The sequence below is a fragment of the Cohnella rhizosphaerae genome (genome assembly GCF_029525575.1).
GTDB classification, from domain to species: Bacteria; Bacillota; Bacilli; order Paenibacillales; family Paenibacillaceae; genus Cohnella; species Cohnella rhizosphaerae.
Map to the genome: position 1 here is coordinate 186,601 of NZ_JAPDIA010000001.1, position 18,309 is coordinate 204,909.

The window sequence follows — 18,309 nt, forward strand, 5'->3', positions numbered from 1 at the left end:
CGTTACGTTCGAACCGCGTCCCGGAATTCCTGCGGCGTGACGCCGGTCGCTTTCTTGAAGAAACGGGTGAACGACTGGGAGGCTTCGTAGCCGACCCGCACCCCGATCTCCAACACCTTCAGGTCGTCGCCCTTCAGCAGCGTCTTCGCCCGCTCGATGCGCGCGGCTTCGATATACTCGGACATATTGACGCCGCAGGCCTGCTTGAACAGCCGCGACAGATAGGACGGATTGAAGTGGATATATCCGGCGAGCCGGACGAGGGACAGATCCTCGTCGAGATGCTCCTCGATGTACGCGCGGACCTTCAGGATCGCTTCGGCGGCCCGGTTGCGCTCGCCGGTGCTTCTTAGCTCGAACAGCGACCCGGCCGTCGCCCGAAGAAAGGCGAACGCGTCCTTCCAGGACGCGAATTCGTCGCGGCGCATCAGCGCAGGAAAGCGCACGACCTGGTTTTCCAGCTCCCATCTGTTGATGTAGGACAATAGAATGAGAGAAATCGTATAGTACAGCTCCAGCAAATAAGGAGACCCGTTGTCCGGCTCAGTATCGGTCAGCTCGTCGAAAAGCTGGAGGAACTCGTCTCGTCTGCCCGCTTCCAGATGCGCGGATAGCGCATCCGACTTGTCCCGCGGCGAACGCTCTTTGACGCAGCACGAAACTTCGAGGCTGAGCGTCCGCACCATCTGCTCGCCGTCTCCGGCCCGGGTCTGCCTTTGCCGCCGCAACTTGTCGTAGGTCGCGGACAGCTTCGGCCAATTGGAAGGGCGGTCCGCCAGCGTGACGGCGACGGACAGGTTCAGGCTGCTCAGACATGCCTGCTGGATCAGCTCGAACTGCCCGACCAAATAGGTCGGGAAGGATGCGTCATCCGCCTCGTCTTCGCCCGCTTCCGCCCGATCCGCGGACGTCTGAATCAGCCAGACGACGTCTCCGAAGCGGTCGATCATGCCAAGGCACAGCACATGGCCGTCCAGCAAGCGCTCGGCCAGCAGCGTGACGGCCATGGCCGATTCATGCCGATTCGCATAAGAAGACAAGGCTGCCGAGATGCCGGAGAGATCCCCCTGCGCCACGTAGACCGGCCTGTCCGCGTCGAGCGGTATGTTCAGCTTGCCGAAGTCCTCCGCCAGATTGGCCGCTTCATTCGCGCCGTGCAGCAGATGCCTGAAGTATTCGCCGCGCGCCAGCACCTCGAGCGTGTTCAGCTTCTCCTGCGCCCGGTGGATAAGGTCGTTCACGCGCAGGCTGTCGTTCAGCTCCGCGACGGCTTGTCCGACCGCATGAATGACTTTGGGATACCCTTCGCTCTTGAGCAAATATTGGACGCCGGGCGTCTGAATCGCCTGGTATACGGCATCGAAGTCGCTATAGCCAGTAAGGAAGATCAATCGGCAATGCGGCCAATGCCGCTTGATGGCGGACATGAGCTGCATGCCGTCGATGCCCGGCATCCGGATATCGGACAAGACGATGTCCACCCGCGTCCGATGCAGCCAATCGAGCGCCTCCCTGCCGGAGTAAGCCTTGCACAGATCGAGATCGAGACCGCAGCGGGACAACGTCTCGTACAGGCCGTCGGTGATCATCTCTTCGTCATCCACAATCAGCAACCGGTACATTCGCCTGTCCCTCCCACGGAAAGTATAGCGTCACTTGCAATCCGCCCAGCCCGCTTCGCGCGACCCGAACGCCGCCTCGCTCGCCGAACGTGATCGCGAGGCGCCGATGAATATTGACCATCCCCGTCGTCTCGGCCGTATCGTCCCGATTCGCCAGCGTTCTCGCGAGCTCGAGCAGCTTCTCTTCGGACAGCTCGCTGCCGTTGTCCTCGACGACGATCCGGCATTCGCCGTCTCCGCTCTCGAAGCGAACGACGATTTTTCCGTTCTCCTCCTTGCGCTCCAGACTGTGCTCGAACGCGTTCTCGATGATCGGCTGCACGATCAGACGCGGCACCTTCGTCTCCGCGAGCGCCTCCGGCAGCTCTTCGAACCGCGCGCGGATTCGCCTGGAGAAGCGAAGGAGCTGGATATCCGTATAAGTGCGCGCGTGGTGGATCTCCTGCGCGAGCGAGATCTCGTCGGAGGCGCTGCGCGTCACGAAGCGAAAGTATTCGCCGAGCTGGATGGTGAATTGCTCGACCCGCTCCATGTCTCCCGTTCGGGCCATCGTGCTCAGGATAAACAGGCTGTTGAACAAAAAATGAGGATTGATCTGCGACTGCAGCTGCTTCAGCTCCGAGCGCTGCGCCATCAGCTTCTGCCGGTATGCCTGGTCGATCAGGGACCGGAGGTTGGCGACCATCTGATTGAACCGGTTGTACAGGTAGCCGAACTCGTCCTTCGACGTATGCAAAATGACCTGCTCAAGATCGCCGTTCTCGACGCGGCGGAAGCTCTTCACCAGCCGCAGCAGCGGCTTGTGGATGAACTTGTAGGTCGACATCGCATAGATGGCGACGATCACGAGCGCCGCCGCGGCGAACAGCCACGCCCATCTGTAAAACTTGTCGAGCGGCTTGCGGATGACCTGTGAAGGGATGAAACGGTAGATGGCCGTGTCCAGCTTGTCGGAGCCTGCGTAAATCGTGTAATACGATTGTCCGCCGAACGCCCGCGCTTCGCCGTATTCGTCTCCGCCCTTCCGCTGCCGAACGTATGCGGACGCTTCGTCCAGAAACGAGGCGACGGAACCGCTCGCCAGCCGGATGCCGCCGTTCGCCGTTACGAGCAGCGCGCCGCTGCCGGGATACGTATTGAACTGGGCCAACGCCTCTGTCAGCTTCTGCTGGTCCAGCTCGATCTCGACGACGAACAGCGGCTGTCCCTTCCGGTTGGCGCTCGGCTTGGCCGCGCTGAGATACAGCCCGTTTTTCCACTCGTTGATTCGCGTGTTCCGGCTGCCGTAAACGGCGAGCACGGTATCGTAAAGCGTTTGGTCCAGCGGGCTTACGCCGTCGACGGACGAGATGGTCCGCTTGATCGGCTGTATATATACGCTGACCTCTTTGATATATTTGCTGCTGTTCTGGATCAGATAGAGCCGGTTGCGCAGCGAATTGATCTTGTCGGTCTTCTCGATGACGCCCATCCGGTTCCAGAGCAGCGTCAGCTTGTTCAGATCCTCGTCCTCCAGCAAGCCGAACTGCAGCAGCTTGATCCGCTCGATCTCGTTCTCGAGGTCGGTCAGATAAAAGGCGGTCTGGGAGGCCGCCGTCTTGGAGATATCCTCGCTCGCCGTGTGGATCGACCATTGGTACAGATAGATGCCGAGAATGAGCAAGGGCGTCAAAATAAGGAGAAACGTAAAGATCAAGCGAAGAAACAAGGTGTTGCGAATCGAAAACATCGGCGTCTTGAACACGGCGGCCTTCACCCCCTACTCGGTCGAATCGCTCCGAACCTTTCCCTTTACGCTCTCGTAATAGGCATTGACCTCGCTCGTCATTTGCTCGCCGCCAAGCTTGTTCCAATCCTGTACGAACTTGTCGAACTCCCCCGATCGGCGCGCCGAGGATAATGCGGACGAACACTTCGTTTTGCATTTTGTCCAGCGTCGTCTGCCGCTCCACCATCGTGGCGGTCGGCGGGCCTTCGAATTTATCGAATAAAAATTGCTTGTTTTTATCGTATTGATCGACGACCCCCCTCCGCGCCTTCCGGGCCGTAGATCCGTTCCCAGCCCCAAAGCGCGAAGCCGGCCTTGGAGCCGCTCGCATAAGCGTCCAGCTTCTGCTGAACGGCGAGCGCTTCGCCCGTCAGCTTCGGCTTGTCCCCGGTGCGGCGTACTTCGTCCAGCGTGCGGAACAACTCCAGGTTTTTTTTCGTCGGCGCCGGCTGGACCAGGGAAAGCTGCCATACGCTCTCCGCGTCCGGCGGCGCATAATAGTAGTCGTTCTCCTGGGTTTTGCCCCAGTTTTTCTCGATATGCATGTTGAACAGCTTGATGACGGCCTCGGGATGCTCGGCGCCCTTGCGGACGGCAAAAAACTTCGTCGTGCTGAATTTGAGCGGCACCCTCGCCGGATCGCCGGATGCCGACACGATCGGAAACGCGCGCCACTGCGCGTTCGGATCGGCGTTTTTATTCAATTGGAGCGGCCAGATCGAATTCCACTGCTGTCCGTACTCCATCCCGATTTTTCCGTTTGCGACGACCTCAGACACCTTGGTGCCTTCCTTCACGCCGAACTCTTCATCCAGCTCGCCGTTTTTGTACATCCCCTGCAGGGCGAGCAGCGCCTGCTTCATCTCCGGCTGAACGCTGCCGTATACCAGCTTGCCGGTCGCGTCCTCCTGCCAGATGTTCGGATACGCGCCATAGCCGGCCGCGAAGCCCTCCAGCCCCATCGACCCGCCCCACAGGTCCTTGGTGACGGCGAGACCGTAAGTATCTCTTTGACCGTTGCCGTCCGGATCCCGTTCTGTAAACGCTTTAGATATGGCCAGCACGTCGTCCATCGTTTTGGGCGGCAGCAGGCCCAACCGGTCTAACCAGTCCGTCCGGATCCAGACGAACTGCGCCTGTTCGATCGACGAGCCCGTCTGCGGAATGGCCATCAATCTGCCGCCGAACGTCGCCGCGTCGAACGGACCGTCGCCTTCCTCGGACAAGATCTTCTTGAGTTCGGGCGAAGCGTAGCGCGCGTACAGGTCGGTCATGTCCTCGATCTCGTCCGTGTCCGCAAGCTGCTTCAGTTGGGTGGCGTTGACCGGAATAATGTCGGGCAGGTCGCCGGAAGCCAGCATGACGTTCATTTTTTGCACATAAGGATCCGACGTTTCGTTCCCTTTGACCACCCAGTTGTACTTGATCCTGATGCCGAGCCGGTCGGCGTAAAGGCGGCTCCAGCGATTATCCTCGAATTTCTCGTCCTTCAGCACGCCGAGCACGTTGTTCTCCACGATATCGCTCAGATTGCGTACAGTCGTGATCTCGATCGGCGGATCGTAGCCGCCGAGCGGTCCGGCGGCCGGTTCCGCCGGCGTCCCGCCGGACGGGCGATGGACGGCGGGGCTGCCGGGCGCGCTTGCGCTGCCGCCGCCGCCTTCGTTGCCGCCGCCTTCGTTGCCGCCGCCTGCGTCGCATGCTACCAGCGCCGTCAGAAGCAGTATGACCGAGCCCAAAGCCGACGGGTAGCGCGCTTTGCTTATGTTCACAGCCATCCTCCTCTTTTTCGGCATAGCGATCGCAATGTTTATGCTCTCATTATAGGCGGGCACGCATGACCCGGACAATGTGTATCTTGAACCAGTCCGACGCGAGCGCAAAGGACGCCGGACTTGGGCCCCCTGTCCCCGTAGTCAACTTTTGACGCGCCTATTCGATCTGGCTTTTCCTGAGAGCGACCGGATTGTTCTTGTAATATTGCTTGACGAGAAAGGCCATGAGCTCCCCTGGCGCTTCACGGGCGAATTCGGCGCGATGCGCGAAGCGCATGCCGAAAGGCGCCTCAGGCGTGTAAGCCTCCCACCTCGGCAGCTCCTCGCCGATCGAATCCAGCCCGTTCGGATCGCCGCCGCGAATGAAGTTCGCCCAGTAATCGCACATCTGCCGCGCCAGATCGTAGTGCTTGCCGACGAACGGACGCCAGCACTTGGCGAGCGTCTCGAAAAAAAACCACAGATCGACCGAGTGAAACGTGCCGGGGTTATCCCATCCCGGGATGTCCGCGTCGAAATTGTAATAGTAGAGCGGAAGGTTCGCGCCCGTATCGGCATTGGCCTGCCCGGCGATCCGGATCGCGTATTCGATGCCGCTCGCCGAAGCTTTTTTTAACGGCCTCCTCCAGGCTGCCCGAATGCGCATCGCACAGCGAGAGGTACGTCCGCGCATCTTCGCCGAACAGCGCTTCTGCCAGGCGCTCGATTTCGTCCAGCGTACCGGCCTCCGGCGCGCTTATAAATTCGGAGGAGGTGTGGCCGAACAGTACCGGCACCGGCCGGCGCTCGTTACGAAGGAACGCTTCGAACGCATCTCCGACATTGAACCTGCCGTCGGTCACGGTGCCCCAGAAGCGCCCCGAAGCCACGTATTTGTCGCGCACGAACGCCGCATCGAGCTTGCGGGATTCGGCAAGCGTGGACACGCCGAGCGCTTCGAAAAAGCGAACGCCGTCCGCCTCGGCCTCCGCGAATTCGCGAAGGAATCGGGGCGCGCCGCTGCCCGGATAAAGCGTCGTGAATACCCCGCTCTGCACGATCGCCCGCTGAAACAAGCCCTCGTTTTGCGGCGACGCGAGCTGGTTCATGACGCTGCCGCCGCCCGCCGACTGGCCGCCGATCGTCAGGTTGTCCGGATCGCCGCCGAACGCCGCGATATTGCGTTTGACCCATCGCGTCGCCTCCTGCTGATCCAGATGTCCGAAGTTCGCCGACGCTTCCGGCGCTTCGGCGGTAATTTCGGGATGGCACAGAAAGCCAAACGCGTTCAGCCGATAGGCGATCGTGACGACCACGATGCCTCTGCGCGCGATTCGCTCGCCGTCGAACTCCATCTCGGCCGTATGGCCGACCTGCAGGCCGCCGCCGAAGTACCAGACGAATACCGGGAGCTTCTCGTCGGCTCGTCTGGCAGGCGTCCATACGTTCAGATACAGGCAGTCCTCGTCCATCGCGATGTCGGGCTCGACCGCCCATTCCCGGGTATAAATGTTGTTGTCGTCGAGCTCCTGCCGAACCTGCATCGGGACCGGCGCGAACGCATACGCCTCGCGCACGCCTTCCCAATCCGGGGCCGGCTGCGGCGCGCGCCAGCGATTGTCTCCGACAGGCGGCGCGGCGAACGGAATGCCCTTGAAGCTCGTGATCCGCGGATCCGCTGCCGGCAGTCCCCGCAGCGACCCGTTTTCCACCTTCGCGACTCTTAACATCTCTGAGCTCCCTCCCGTTTCCCGAAGTCAACAAAATACGGAGGAGGATATCTTTCGATATCCTTCCCCCTCCGAATTTTGCTGCGAATCGATTTTTACTTGCTGGCGGTCGCTTCGGCGCGCATTTTGACGATCTTCTGCGCCTTGACCGTATCCGCTGCCAAGACGTCCTTCCAGCCGAGGCCTTCGACGTCCTTCTGCATCTTCGTCCACAGCTGGTCGAACTCGGCCTGGTTTTTCGCGAATACCATCTTCCAGGACGTGTTCTTCACGTAGTCGGAGATCTGGCTGCGCTTGTTTTTGACGTCCGAGGAATCGGTTCCGAGACTCGTATTGATATTCGGCACGATATCGATCATTTTGTTTTTCAAATAGTAGTCCGTCGCGTTTTCGGCATTGTACGTCTTTTGCCAGTCCGTCGTCAGCACGGTCTTGTTCGCATCGATCGTCGCGCTCCAATAGTTGCTGTTATAGAACTCCTTGGTGTCCGGATCGTACGTGAAGTCGCTCATGATCATCGTATTGAGCTTGCTTTGTCCGTCCTGATATCCGCCGCCGCCATATTCGTCCGGAACCGGCGTATTTTTCTGGAAGGCGGTCTGGCCGACTTCGGTCAGCTGGAACTTGCCGTCGGCCGTCTTTTCGTAGTTGAAGCCTTCGAAGCCGTTCACATAATAGCGCAGGCCTTCCGGAGAGACGAGCCAATCCATGAATTCCATGATGCGGTCCGCGTATTTCGTTTTCGCGCCGATCGCGAACGCTCTTCCGTTGCCGTAGTAGGCGTCGCTGTTTTGAATGAGATGGGTGTCGGCGATCGGAACCGCTACGTTGCCGTCCCCGTTTTTGCCGCGCTCGATCGAATTGTAGAAGCCGCGCTGCCAGGAGTACCACAGAAGCAGCACCTGCTTGTTGGTCAGCTTCTCGGCCACCTTGTTCCAATCTTGCGTTGGCGAATCGGGATCGACAAGCCCCATCTGATTGGCTTTAAAATAAAATTGGAGGATTTTCTTATACATGCTGTTGTCGTCGATGATCGGCACGATCTCGCCCTTCGCGTTCAACTGGATCGTCGTTGTGCTGTCCGGCTTCTCGTAGCCGTACCAGTTGCTGACCCAACGCACGTTCTCCATAGCGCCGGTGCCGCCGTCCCAATCCTTCCACAGGGTGATCGGCACGATCGGCTTGCCGTCCGGCGTCTTCGGATACTTCTCCTGCATCTGCTTAAGCACGTTCAGCAGGTCGTCCAGGTTGTTCAGCTTCGGCGCGCCGACGCCCTTGTAGTAATCCCAAGGCATGATCGGGCTGGAGTAAGGAATCTCTTCGGAGAACGTCGTCGGCGACGTGTCCGCCTCGAACGTCGGCAGGCCGTAGATCTTGCCTTCCGGATTGACCTTGTCGAAGCCCGCATTGAACGGTTTGAAATGCTTGTCGACGTATTGGGACAAGTACTTCGTGTTCTTGATCTTGTCCGTCATATCCATGACGAGACCGGCCGGGATCAGCTCTTCCAGCTGGCTGTTGTCGACGATGACCAGATCGCCGAGATCGCCCGCCGCCGTGCGGGTCTTGTACAGCTGGTCGCCTGCAACCTGCGGGGCAAGAATATTGAGCGTAATGTTGAATTTGTCCTTGACGAGCTTGCCGTACCACCCGGTCTGTTCGCCCTGGTAGTTGGCCGCGTTGTCGAATACGGTGATGGTGATCGGCTTGCTGTGATCGATCGCCCCGGCGGACTGGGATGCGCCCGCACTTGCGCCGGAGCCGGACGGTTCGCCGGACGCCGCGTTATTTTTGGAGCCGTCGCTGCAAGCGGTCAGCGCCGCGGACGCCAGGAACAACCCTGCCAACGATACGGCCAACGATTTCTTGGCCCATTTTCTGCTGTCGCTCATTTGAAACCCCCCATTTGATCAAATTATTATAATGGCGCAAGCGAGGTCAGCCCTTTACCGCGCCGATCATAATCCCTTTTACGAAAAACCTTTGGAATATCGGGTATATCAGCAGGATCGGCGCCACGACGATAATGGTGACCGTCATCCGGATGGACGTCGTCGTCTGCTTCGTCGAGAGACTGGACATCGCCGTCGAGCCCGCGTTTTGCAGGTTGACCATCGTCGACAAGGAGCTTGCCTGGTTGATGTAGTTGTACAAAATGAACTGCAGGCTGTAGAGATTGCTGTCGGTCACGAGGAGCAGCGTATCCTGGAAGGAATTCCATTGATCCACCGCCGCAAAGATGGCGACCGTCGCCAGAATGGGCTTGCAGATCGGCAGCATGATGCGGAAGAAGATGGTCATCGTCCCGGCGCCGTCGATGCTCGCCGCCTGCTGCAGTTCCTTGGGCGTCGACTCCACGAACGTTTTGACCAGTATGATGAAAAAGGGAGCGACGACCGTCGGCAAAATATAGGCCAAAAAGTTGTTGGTCAGATGCAGCGACCTCATCGTCAAGTACCAGGGAATGATCCCGGCGCTGAAGAACATCGTGATCACCGTGAAGCGGTACCAAAACTTCCGCGCCCACATGTCCTCCTGCGAGAACATGAAGCCCAGGAAGGCGGAGGCGCCTACCGTCAAGCTCGTGCCGATGACCGTTCTGCCCAGCGAGACGAGCGCCGCATGGCCCAGTCCCGGTATCTTGAACACATCGATGTAATTTTGGAAGTGAATATGCTTCGGGAAAAAGACGACGTCGCCTCTCGCGCTGATATCGTTCGCGCTGATCGTGTTGATGATGATCGAGTAAAAGGGATAGACGCAGATCAGCGCGAACAGGGAGAACAGCGTATAGATGACGACGGAGATGAACTTGTCCGTCGCGCTGAGCTTGTAGCGCGTCTTCTGATCCACCCGGCTTTGACGGACCGGCTCAAGTGCCGGCTCTGCCGCATGCTCGCTCATACGATGCTCTCCCCCTCTTAGCATTTTGGACAGACCGTTCACCGAGAAGAGCAGCACGACGCTGATCAGGCTCTTCAGCATGCTGATCGCGACGGACACGGAGTAGCTGCCCCCGCCCATGGCCAGGTTGTAGACGTACAGGTCGAGCACCTGAATGCTGTCTTTGTTGAATGCGTTCTGGAAGACGAAGTACTGCTCCAGCCCGTTGTTCAGGAAGCTCGCGATCTGCAGCATCAGCAGCACGAAGTACGTCGGCAGCATGCTCGGCAGGACGACGTGGCGGATCACCTGCATGCGGGTCGCGCCGTCGACATGGGCCGCCTCGTACAGGGAATCGTCGATCCCCATGATCGCGGCGATGTACAGAATGGCGGACCAACCTAGCGCTTTCCAGGTTGTCCACATCCACATCGTGATCCATACGTGTTCGGAGCTCTGGAGGAACAGGATCGGCGCATCGGTCAGGCCGAGCTGCCGCAGCATGCCGTTAATGACCCCTTCGCTGGAAAACATGGAGAAGGCGAGCGAGTACACGAGCACCCAGCTGATGAAGTTCGGGAGCGTCGTGACCGTCTGGATGAACTTCCGGAAGCGGACGGCCTTGATCTCGGTGAGGAAGATGGCGAACACCATCGGCAGCCAGGAGAACAGCAGCGTCAGGCCGCTCATGCCGAACGTGTTCTTGATGACCTGCAGCAGCTGATCGACCTTCACCTCGTTTTCGACCAGCGATCTGAACCATTGCAGTCCGACGAACGGCGACTTGGACAACGGAATCGGCGGCGTGTAGTCGAAGAAGGCATATACCCACCCGTACAGCGGGTAGTAGGCGAAGATGAACAGCAGAATCATGAAAGGAGAGATGTAGAGAAATTTCCTGAACGATGTGCTTCTCTTGTTGTAAGTCAGCATGCGCACGCCGCCTCTCCTCTTCGATGGGTGTGGGCTTTCGCTTTCATATCGATCTCCTTCCTTCGTGCGGCACGGCCTTGATTGCGCTTTCATGTTTACATTATAGGCACCCCTCGCTGGCTCGAACTACGTGCATCTTTTTTACTTGCTTAACGATCGTTTACTCGTTTGTAAGCGCTATATATTCCATGTGGAAAGAACCGCACATTTTTGTGCGGTTCCGGTGACGCTGGCGCGGCGCGGGCGCGGCGAGGTTACGGCGAGGGCATGATGAAGGCGCGAGCAGCCGCGGCCGGGGGCGATTTGAGCGAGAACCGCACATTTTTTGTGCGGTTCCGACGGCGCAGGCGAGGCGTGGGCATGATGAAGGCGCGAGTAGTCGCGGCCGGGGGCGATACGTGCGAGAACCGCACATTTTTTTGTGCGGTTCCGGTGTCGCGGGCGCGGCGTGGGCATGATGAAGGCGCGAGTAGTCGCGGCCGGGGGCTATTCGGGCGAGAACCGCACATTTTTTTGTGCGGTTCCGGTGTCGCGGGCGTGACGCGGGCGCGGCGAGGGCACGATTGAGGCGCGAGTGGCCGCGGCCGGGGGCGATACGTGCGAGAACCGCACATTTTTTGTGCGGTTCCGGTGTCGCGGGCGCGGCGTGTGCGCGGCGAAGGCACGGCGAGGTTACGGCGAGGGCACGATGAAGGCGCGAGCGGCCGCGGCCGGGGGCGATACGTGCGAGAACCGCACATTTTTTGTGCGGTTCCGGTGTCGCAGGCGTGGTGTGTGTGCGGCGAGGGCACGATTAAGGCGCGAGGTGGCCGCGGCCGGGGGCGATTTGGGCGAGAACCGCACATTTTTTGTGCGGTTCCGGTGTCGCGGGCGTGACGCGAGCGCTGCGAGGGCACGATTAAGGCGCGAGCGGCCGCGGCCGGGGGGCGATTCGGGCGAGAACCGCACATTTTTTGTGCGGTTCCGGTATCGCGGGCGTGACGCGGGCGCGGCGTGGGCATGATGAAGGCGCGAGTAGTCGCGGCCGGGGGGCGATTTGGGCGAGAACCGCACATTTTTTGTGCGGTTCCGGTGTCGCGGGCGTGACGCGAGCGCGGCGAGGGCACGATTACGGCGCGAGTGGCCGCGGCCGGGGGCGATACGTGCGAGAACCGCACATTTTTTTGTGCGGTTCCGGCGGCGCGGGCGTGACGCGGGCGCGGCGAGGGCACGATTAAGGCGCGAGTGGCCGCGGCCGGGGGCGATACGTGCGAGAACCGCACATTTTTTTGTGCGGTTCCGGTGGCGCGGGCACGGTTGCGGGGCGGTGAGGATGTGAGGGCGACGCGTAGAAAAGCGAAAAACGACCCCGCAAGGTCGTTTTTCATGTTTAAAAAATCGCTTCCGCCCGACTTCCCGTATAGCGGAGCGTTCGAACGGCAGGCGCAGGCGGGAGATCGGGCTCCAAGGCCGGCTCGAAGAGCTGAACGACGATCTCGCGGACGGCCAGCATCCCGGGATAAGCGCCTCTTCTCTCCCCGATCGTCAACGTCCTGCTCCCCTCGTCCCATTGCAGCGGCGTAATCGCAAATACACCCTTTTCGTAATCGTAGCTGTCCCCTTCGTCTTCATACAGCTCGAACGATCCGCTCCGGCCCGCGTATACGCGAACGTACAGCCTGCCGCCGAATGTGTCGTCCTCGGCATGCTGAATCTCGTCGCCCATCGGCACGATCGAGCCTGCGCGGACGTACAGCGGAATTCGGGCGATCGGCGCCGCCGCCTCGATCAACGCTCCGCCCTCGTAGGACGTACCGTCCCAGAAATCGTACCACAGGCTCCCGCTCGGCAAGTACACGGACCGGGTCTCGCTTCGATCCTCCAGCGGCCGCGATCCACTGTCGTAGTACATCGGCTCGGTGACGGGGTTCACCAGCAGCGCCGGACCGAACATGTATTGATCGCCGATGTCGTACACGCGGGCATCGTGCCTGAAATCGAACGGCAGCGCGCGCATCAGCGTATAATCGTCCCGGTAGACGCGGAAGGCCAGCGAATAGATATAAGGAAGCAAGCGGTAACGAAGAGACAAAAACGTAGCCAGCGCCTCGTAGAACGGCTCGCCCGGTTCCCCGAACCGCCAGATCTCGCGGGGCGTGTCCGTGCCGTGGGAGCGGAACATCGGCAGAAACGTGCCGTACTGGAACCAGCGCACGTACAATTCGCGGTAGCCCAGATCGTCCACGCCCTCGTCGTAATCCCCGCTCCAAAACCACTGGTCGGGCTTGTCGCGGACGAAAAAGCCGCCGATATCGAGCGTCCAGTAGGGCGAGCCCGTCGCGCAGAAGTTAAGCCCGTCGGGAATTTGCTTGCGCAGGGTGTCCCAGTTCGCCGAGATGTCGCCCGACCAGGTGATCGTCCCGTAACGGTGCTGTCCGGCATAAGCGGACCGGGTCAGATTGACGACGCGCTTGCGCTCGTTCGTTCGGCGCTGACCCTCGTAGATGCCGCGGGAATGCAGCAGCGAGTAGGCGTTGATGAACTGCGGATCGATATAAAGCTTGGCCTCGTCGGTATTGATGCGCAAGCGCTCCTCAGGCTCAGGTCTGACGGCCCCCTTCCAGTCCGCTTCGAAGGGCTCGGTGCAGTCGCACCACCACGCATCGATGCCGTGGACGAACAGGCCTTCGTTCGCTTGCTTCCAATAAAGCGCACGGGCTTTATCCTGAAAGGCGTCGTACGTCGCCCGGTTTGCGAGCAGCCCGCCTTGCTCGGTCATCTCCCGATGATTGTCGCTGTCCGGATTCATGATGGGCCAGATCGACACCATCAGCCGTGCGTTCATGCCGTGAAGCGCCTCCATCATTTTCCCCGGATCGGGGAACCGCTCCGGATCGAGCGTCTTCTGTCCCCACAGCTCGCCGGTCCACGACTTCCAATCCAGCACGATGCAGTCGAGAGGCAGGCCCCGCGCGCGATACTCGCGCACCGTCTCGATCAACTCCGCCGAAGATGTGTAGCGCTCCTTCGACTGCACGTAGCCGTAAGCCCACTTCGGCAGCATCGGCGCCTTGCCCGTCAAATAACGGATGCCGCGAACGACCTCGTCCAGCTCCGGACCAGCTACAAAGTAGTAGTCCATCTCCGCGTCCGCCTCGGTGGACAGATAGGAGCCGAACGCATCGTCGTGAAACATCATGAAGGCGTAGCTGTCCGCCACGATGCCGTAGCCGCGCGTCGATACGAGCACGGGAACGACGGCTTTCATATTTTGCTGGTACAAATACTGATGCTGGCCGCGCAGGTTGTACATGCCCTCTTCATGCGAGCCCAATCCGTACAACGCTTCGTCGTCCGCCCAATCGAACGCGAGCTTCGTGCGATAGGCCTGTCGGTCTACCTCTGTTCGCACCTGCGACGCGCGGATCCGCAGACCGTCCGCCCCCCTGACCGGTCTCCAGCCTGGCGTCTTCGTCGAAGACGGCTCTGACGACGTCGACCGGCACGAGCGACTTGCCGCCGCGCGCCGGCTCCTGCGCCAGCAAAGTCCCTGCCGCGTCGCGGTAGACGAAGGCGCCGGTCCGCTTGTCGATCTGGATCGCAAGGCTTGAGGTCGAGAAATAAAGCCGACGCTCGTCCTCCTCGACCGTGTAAGGCACGGCGCCGTCCGCCTCGCGAACGATCATAAAGCTCCGTCCGGCGCCGAACGTCGGCTCCAGCGTATATTGAACCCGGATCGTGCCGCTTGCGTAAGGCGTGAGCTTCATCCTGCCGTTCGACGTCTCGAGCACGAGTCCGTCGGGCCGCGCCTCATAACGCCGAATATTCATCGTATCCCCCCGTTATCCGCTCTTTTTTTTACCGCCGCGCGCTATTAGCCCTTGACCGCCCCGGAAGTCATCCCCGCGATAATAAACCGCTGGCCCAGCAAATAAACGATCAACACCGGCAATATCGTTAAAATAATGTCCGCGCTCACCAGATTCCAGGACTGCTGGAACTGCCCGAAGAAGTTGTACACCGCCAGCGTCATCGGCCACTTCTGAGCGCTGTTCAAATAATAGAGCGGCAGCAGAAATTCGTTCCAGGTGTTAAGGAAAGCCAAAATAAACACGGTAACAGCGGCCGGCCGCAGCACCGGAAATATAACCTTGAAAAACAGCCGCACCGGCCCGCAGCCGTCGATGACGCCCGCCTCGTCGAGCTCCTTCGGCACGCCGCCGACGAAGCCGAACAAAATAAAAATGCTGAACGGAATCTGCGTAACCATGTACAAAACGACGATGCCGGCCCGCGTATTCATTAAATGCGTCCACTTCATGACATCGATCAGGGTGAAGTAGTTAAGCGGCAGCGCGATGCCCAGGATGATAAAGAAATAAAGCACGCGGTTCAGGCGGGAACGGTTCCGCGAAAGCGCGAAGGCCGCCATCGCCGAAAAGAGGATGCAAAATATCGCGGCAAACCCCGAATAGGCGAAGCTGTTCAAAAACGAACGGCCCAGCTTGCCTTTCTCGACGACCGTCGCAAAATTGTCGAAGCGCAACGAACGGGGAAGCGCAAAGCTCATCGAGCTGGCTTCGGCTCCCGTCTTGAAAGCATTGATGACGATGAGCAGAATCGGAATGAGCGCGATCAGGCTGACCGCGCCGATCGCGACGTTGGCAACCGCGGCCTGCAGCCTTTTACTTTTCATATCAGCCTTGTTCCTCTCTGGACATAAGCTTGACGGCGAAAAATCCCATGAGGGTCATAATGACGAACAGAACGGTGATCAAGGCCGTGCCGACGCCATAGCTCCCGAGAGAAAACTGGCTGAACACCTGCGTATACACCACATCGGTCGCATAGCCCGGTCCGCCGTTCGTGAGGACGTACACCGTATCGAATATTTTCAGACCGTACAGCAGGTTGAGCACCGTCGTGACGGTCAGCGAAGGCATCAAGAGCGGTAGCGTGATATACCGAAGCTTCTTCCAGAAGCCGGCGCCGTCGATATCCGCCGCCTCGTAATAAGAGGAAGAGATCGCCTGCAGGCCGGCCAGCAAGATGACCATGATATAACCCGCGCCTTTCCAGACGTCGACCGCGATGACCGATTTGAAAGCCCACCTGACGTCCGACAACCAGTGCTGCGTCCATGACGATAGACCGATCGCCCTCAGCGCTTCGTTGATCAGGCCGTGCTGGGGCTCGTAGATCGACTTGAAAATGATGCCCACCACCAGCATCGGGATGACCGAAGGCATAAAAAAGAACGACGCGGTGAAAGCTTTTCAGCCGAATGCCCCGGTTGACCATCAGCGCAAGCAGCAAACCGATGATCGTCTTGAGCACGATCGTGGCGACCGTAAAGACCGCCGTATTGCGGATGCCGTGCATATAATTCTCGTCGGACGAGAAGATCGTCCTGTAATTGTCGAGGCCGATGAAGCGAATCGCCTTGGCGTAGCTGTTCCAGTCCGTAAACGATAAATAGATGCCCATCAGGCTCGGAACGACGGCAAACGCGACGTAAAAGACCAAGGCGATCGCAATGAAATAAAAAAGGATACATTCGTTTGCTCATTTGTCATACCCCGTTCGTGGACGGCCGGGACGGGGGCGCCGCCGCGTGACTGCGCGCCCCCGTCGAACGTGCCGACTTCTTACTTCCAGTTCGAATCGCCGGCCGTCTTCGCTTGCTGGTCTCTGCGCTTGTCGATGTTTTTGAGAATATCCTTCGGCGTCATTTGCTTGTTCATCATGGCCGCCATATCTTTGCCGATGTCCATCCACTGCGGATTCACGTAATTGATCGCGGTCTGGTACACGGTACCGGACGTTTGACCGTAGGCGTCGAAGAAGGCGCGCTGTTCGTCGTTGAACTTGGCTTTGACATCCTTGAAGTTCAACGTCGTGAACTTCGGCTCGTTGTCGAGCAGGTACTGCAGATTGTCCGGCTCCGTCAGGAAGCTAAAGTACTGCTTCGCTTCTTCGATATGCTTGGAGCTGCTGGAGATGAATTTGCTCGGTGCGGCCGGATTGACGTTCAGGCTTTGATTGTCCATGAGCGGAATCGGGAAAAATCCGTAATCGGAAGCTTTGCTGCCCGGCACGGCCTTCTCGATCTGAGCCGGAAGCCCGATATTGTACAGCGTCATGGCGTATTTGCCGTCGGCCATGTTTTTCTCCGTGTCGGCGTACGTATTGGAGAAGGCGTATTCGCCGAAGTATCCCTTCTGCACCAGTTCGCTGAACTGGGAGAGCGACTGCTCGAGCACGGCGGCGTTCTCGAACTTCTCTTGATTGGCGATCAGCTTGTCGGCAAGTCCCGCGTCGAGCTGCTCGTACCGCACGCCGATCTCGGGGAACCAGAGCACATGATGCCAGCCGTCGGAGACGGGCTCGTAGATCGGCGTCACGCCGGACGCTTTGATCGCCTCGCAGGCTTTAAGGAACTCTTCGTAGCTCTTGGGCTCGCTCAGTCCAAGCTTGGCGAACAGCGGCTTGTTGTACACCATGATCCAGCTCGCGCTTGGGTCCCAGATCGTAAGGGCGTATACTTTGGATTTCCAGGACGTCTGTTCGACGAAAAGCGGATCTTCCCTTTGCACCCATTCCTCGCCAGACAGATCCACCGCGTTGTTCTCCACGTCGTACAGCGGGCCGAGATCGAACTTGCCGCTCTGTCCGCCGAAAATATCGGGCGCCTCGCCCGACGCCAGCTTTGCCTTCAGTACGTTGCTGTACTGATCCGAGGGCACGATCTGATAGTCGATATGAATGCCGGTCTGTTCCTCGAATTTCTCGGCAAGCTTCATCTCCGCGTCCTTGATCCAATCCTGGCTCGCCAGGTACGACAAGGTGATGTTTTTTTTCGCCGGCGCGGAGCTCGCGGTCTCGCTCGCCTGGCTCGGCGCGCTCGTCGGCGACCCCGACGCTTGCGGCGACGAATCGCTTCCGGAATTGCCGCAGCCGCTCAGCAGTCCTCCGGCCAGACCTGTCAGCAGAACAAGGCTAAGTGCTTTTTTCATGCCTACTCCCCTTTTTTCAATTGAGTGTAAACGCATTCAATCGTTCGCTCCCTCATTATAAGTGAAGCGCTCACATCCCCTCCATGCAGAAGTTTGTGCGTTTCTTTGCACATTTTTTCCGAGGGTTGACAACCTGTTCCGCTCGGATGCAGAATGGTAAAAATGAATGCGACGGGAGCGGGATATTCATGAAGCTGATTCGCCGGCCTCGCTCGATCCGTTCGATTTTGTTCCTTACCTATTCGTCGATCATCGTCATCGGCATCGCGATCTTATTCGCGCTCTTCTACGCCTGGTCCTCCAACCTGCTGAAGCAAAAAGCGTTCAATACGCTGACGGAAATGTCTTCGACGCTTCAGACGCAGCTCGATCTGGAGATCCAGAAGCTCGACTCCGTATCCGTGAGCATCCTATACTCCAATCTCATTACCGACCGCATCTCGGCCTACGAGACGCCTAAAGGCGGGGCGCCGGATCCGCTCTCGTCCGAGCAAAGCGGCAGCCGGTACAACAAGACGGATACCTCCCTTTACGATATACTGGTCGCCCTAGTCGGCCCTTCTTATCCGGTGCAGCAGGTTTATCTGCACTTGTTCTCCGGCATCTCGATCGGCGTCGGCCTGG

At 59.2% G+C, this 18,309-nt stretch carries 13 protein-coding genes; 1 reads left to right on the plus strand and 12 read right to left on the minus strand.

The annotated features are described in order from the left end of the window. Nucleotides 1–2: 2 nt before the first annotated feature. From OMP40_RS00925 to OMP40_RS00970, 11 genes are all read right to left on the minus strand, one after another. Nucleotides 3–1,622: a response regulator gene (locus OMP40_RS00925; protein ID WP_277528407.1), complete on the minus strand. Its 1,620-nt coding sequence runs from the start codon at nt 1,620–1,622 to the stop codon at nt 3–5. Beyond that, nucleotides 1,597–3,366: a sensor histidine kinase gene (locus OMP40_RS00930; RefSeq protein WP_277528409.1), complete on the minus strand. Its 1,770-nt coding sequence runs from the start codon at nt 3,364–3,366 to the stop codon at nt 1,597–1,599. Before OMP40_RS00930 ends, OMP40_RS00925 begins: the two co-directional genes overlap by 26 nt. Before the next feature lie 260 nt (nt 3,367–3,626). Beyond that, entirely contained in the window at nt 3,627–5,162 is a 1,536-nt protein-coding gene (locus tag OMP40_RS00935) for an extracellular solute-binding protein (RefSeq protein ID WP_277528411.1), read from the minus strand. 160 nt (nt 5,163–5,322) lie between these two features. Next, nucleotides 5,323–5,757, minus strand: a complete 435-nt coding sequence (locus tag OMP40_RS39640; protein ID WP_338131010.1) for a carboxylesterase family protein — start codon at nt 5,755–5,757, stop codon at nt 5,323–5,325. Further along, entirely contained in the window at nt 5,654–6,874 is a 1,221-nt protein-coding gene (locus OMP40_RS00940; protein WP_338130987.1) for a carboxylesterase/lipase family protein, read from the minus strand. The genes OMP40_RS39640 and OMP40_RS00940 overlap by 104 nt, the downstream gene beginning before the upstream one ends. 95 nt (nt 6,875–6,969) lie before the next feature. Beyond that, complete coding sequence (locus tag OMP40_RS00945) at nt 6,970–8,766, minus strand: type 2 periplasmic-binding domain-containing protein (RefSeq protein WP_277528413.1); 1,797 nt, start codon at nt 8,764–8,766, stop codon at nt 6,970–6,972. A 46-nt stretch (nt 8,767–8,812) separates the two neighbouring features. After that, entirely contained in the window at nt 8,813–10,690 is a 1,878-nt protein-coding gene (locus OMP40_RS00950) for an ABC transporter permease subunit (RefSeq protein ID WP_277528415.1), read from the minus strand. Between the two features lie 1,369 nt (nt 10,691–12,059). Further along, a complete protein-coding gene (locus tag OMP40_RS00955) occupies nt 12,060–14,081 on the minus strand; it encodes a glycoside hydrolase family 31 protein (protein WP_277528417.1) in 2,022 nt (673 codons plus the stop codon). Next, the gene (locus tag OMP40_RS00960) at nt 13,990–14,499 is read right to left on the minus strand and encodes a DUF4968 domain-containing protein (RefSeq protein WP_277528418.1); all 510 of its coding nucleotides are present in this window, start codon (nt 14,497–14,499) and stop codon (nt 13,990–13,992) included. Before OMP40_RS00960 ends, OMP40_RS00955 begins: the two co-directional genes overlap by 92 nt. 44 nt (nt 14,500–14,543) lie before the next feature. Continuing rightward, nucleotides 14,544–15,365, minus strand: a complete 822-nt coding sequence (locus OMP40_RS00965; RefSeq protein ID WP_277528419.1) for a carbohydrate ABC transporter permease — start codon at nt 15,363–15,365, stop codon at nt 14,544–14,546. Between the two features lies 1 nt (nt 15,366). After that, nucleotides 15,367–15,918 carry a carbohydrate ABC transporter permease gene (locus OMP40_RS00970; RefSeq protein ID WP_277528420.1) on the minus strand — a complete coding sequence of 184 codons (552 nt, stop codon included), beginning with the start codon at nt 15,916–15,918 and terminating at the stop codon, nt 15,367–15,369. Here OMP40_RS00970 and OMP40_RS00975 point away from each other — a divergent pair. After that, complete coding sequence (locus OMP40_RS00975; protein WP_277528421.1) at nt 15,905–16,144, plus strand: hypothetical protein; 240 nt, start codon at nt 15,905–15,907, stop codon at nt 16,142–16,144. The genes OMP40_RS00970 and OMP40_RS00975 overlap by 14 nt on opposite strands. Nucleotides 16,145–16,317: 173 nt before the next feature. On the opposite strand, the gene OMP40_RS00980 is transcribed toward OMP40_RS00975, so the two are convergent. Continuing rightward, nucleotides 16,318–17,685: an ABC transporter substrate-binding protein gene (locus OMP40_RS00980; RefSeq protein WP_277528422.1), complete on the minus strand. Its 1,368-nt coding sequence runs from the start codon at nt 17,683–17,685 to the stop codon at nt 16,318–16,320. Nucleotides 17,686–18,309 lie beyond the last annotated feature (624 nt).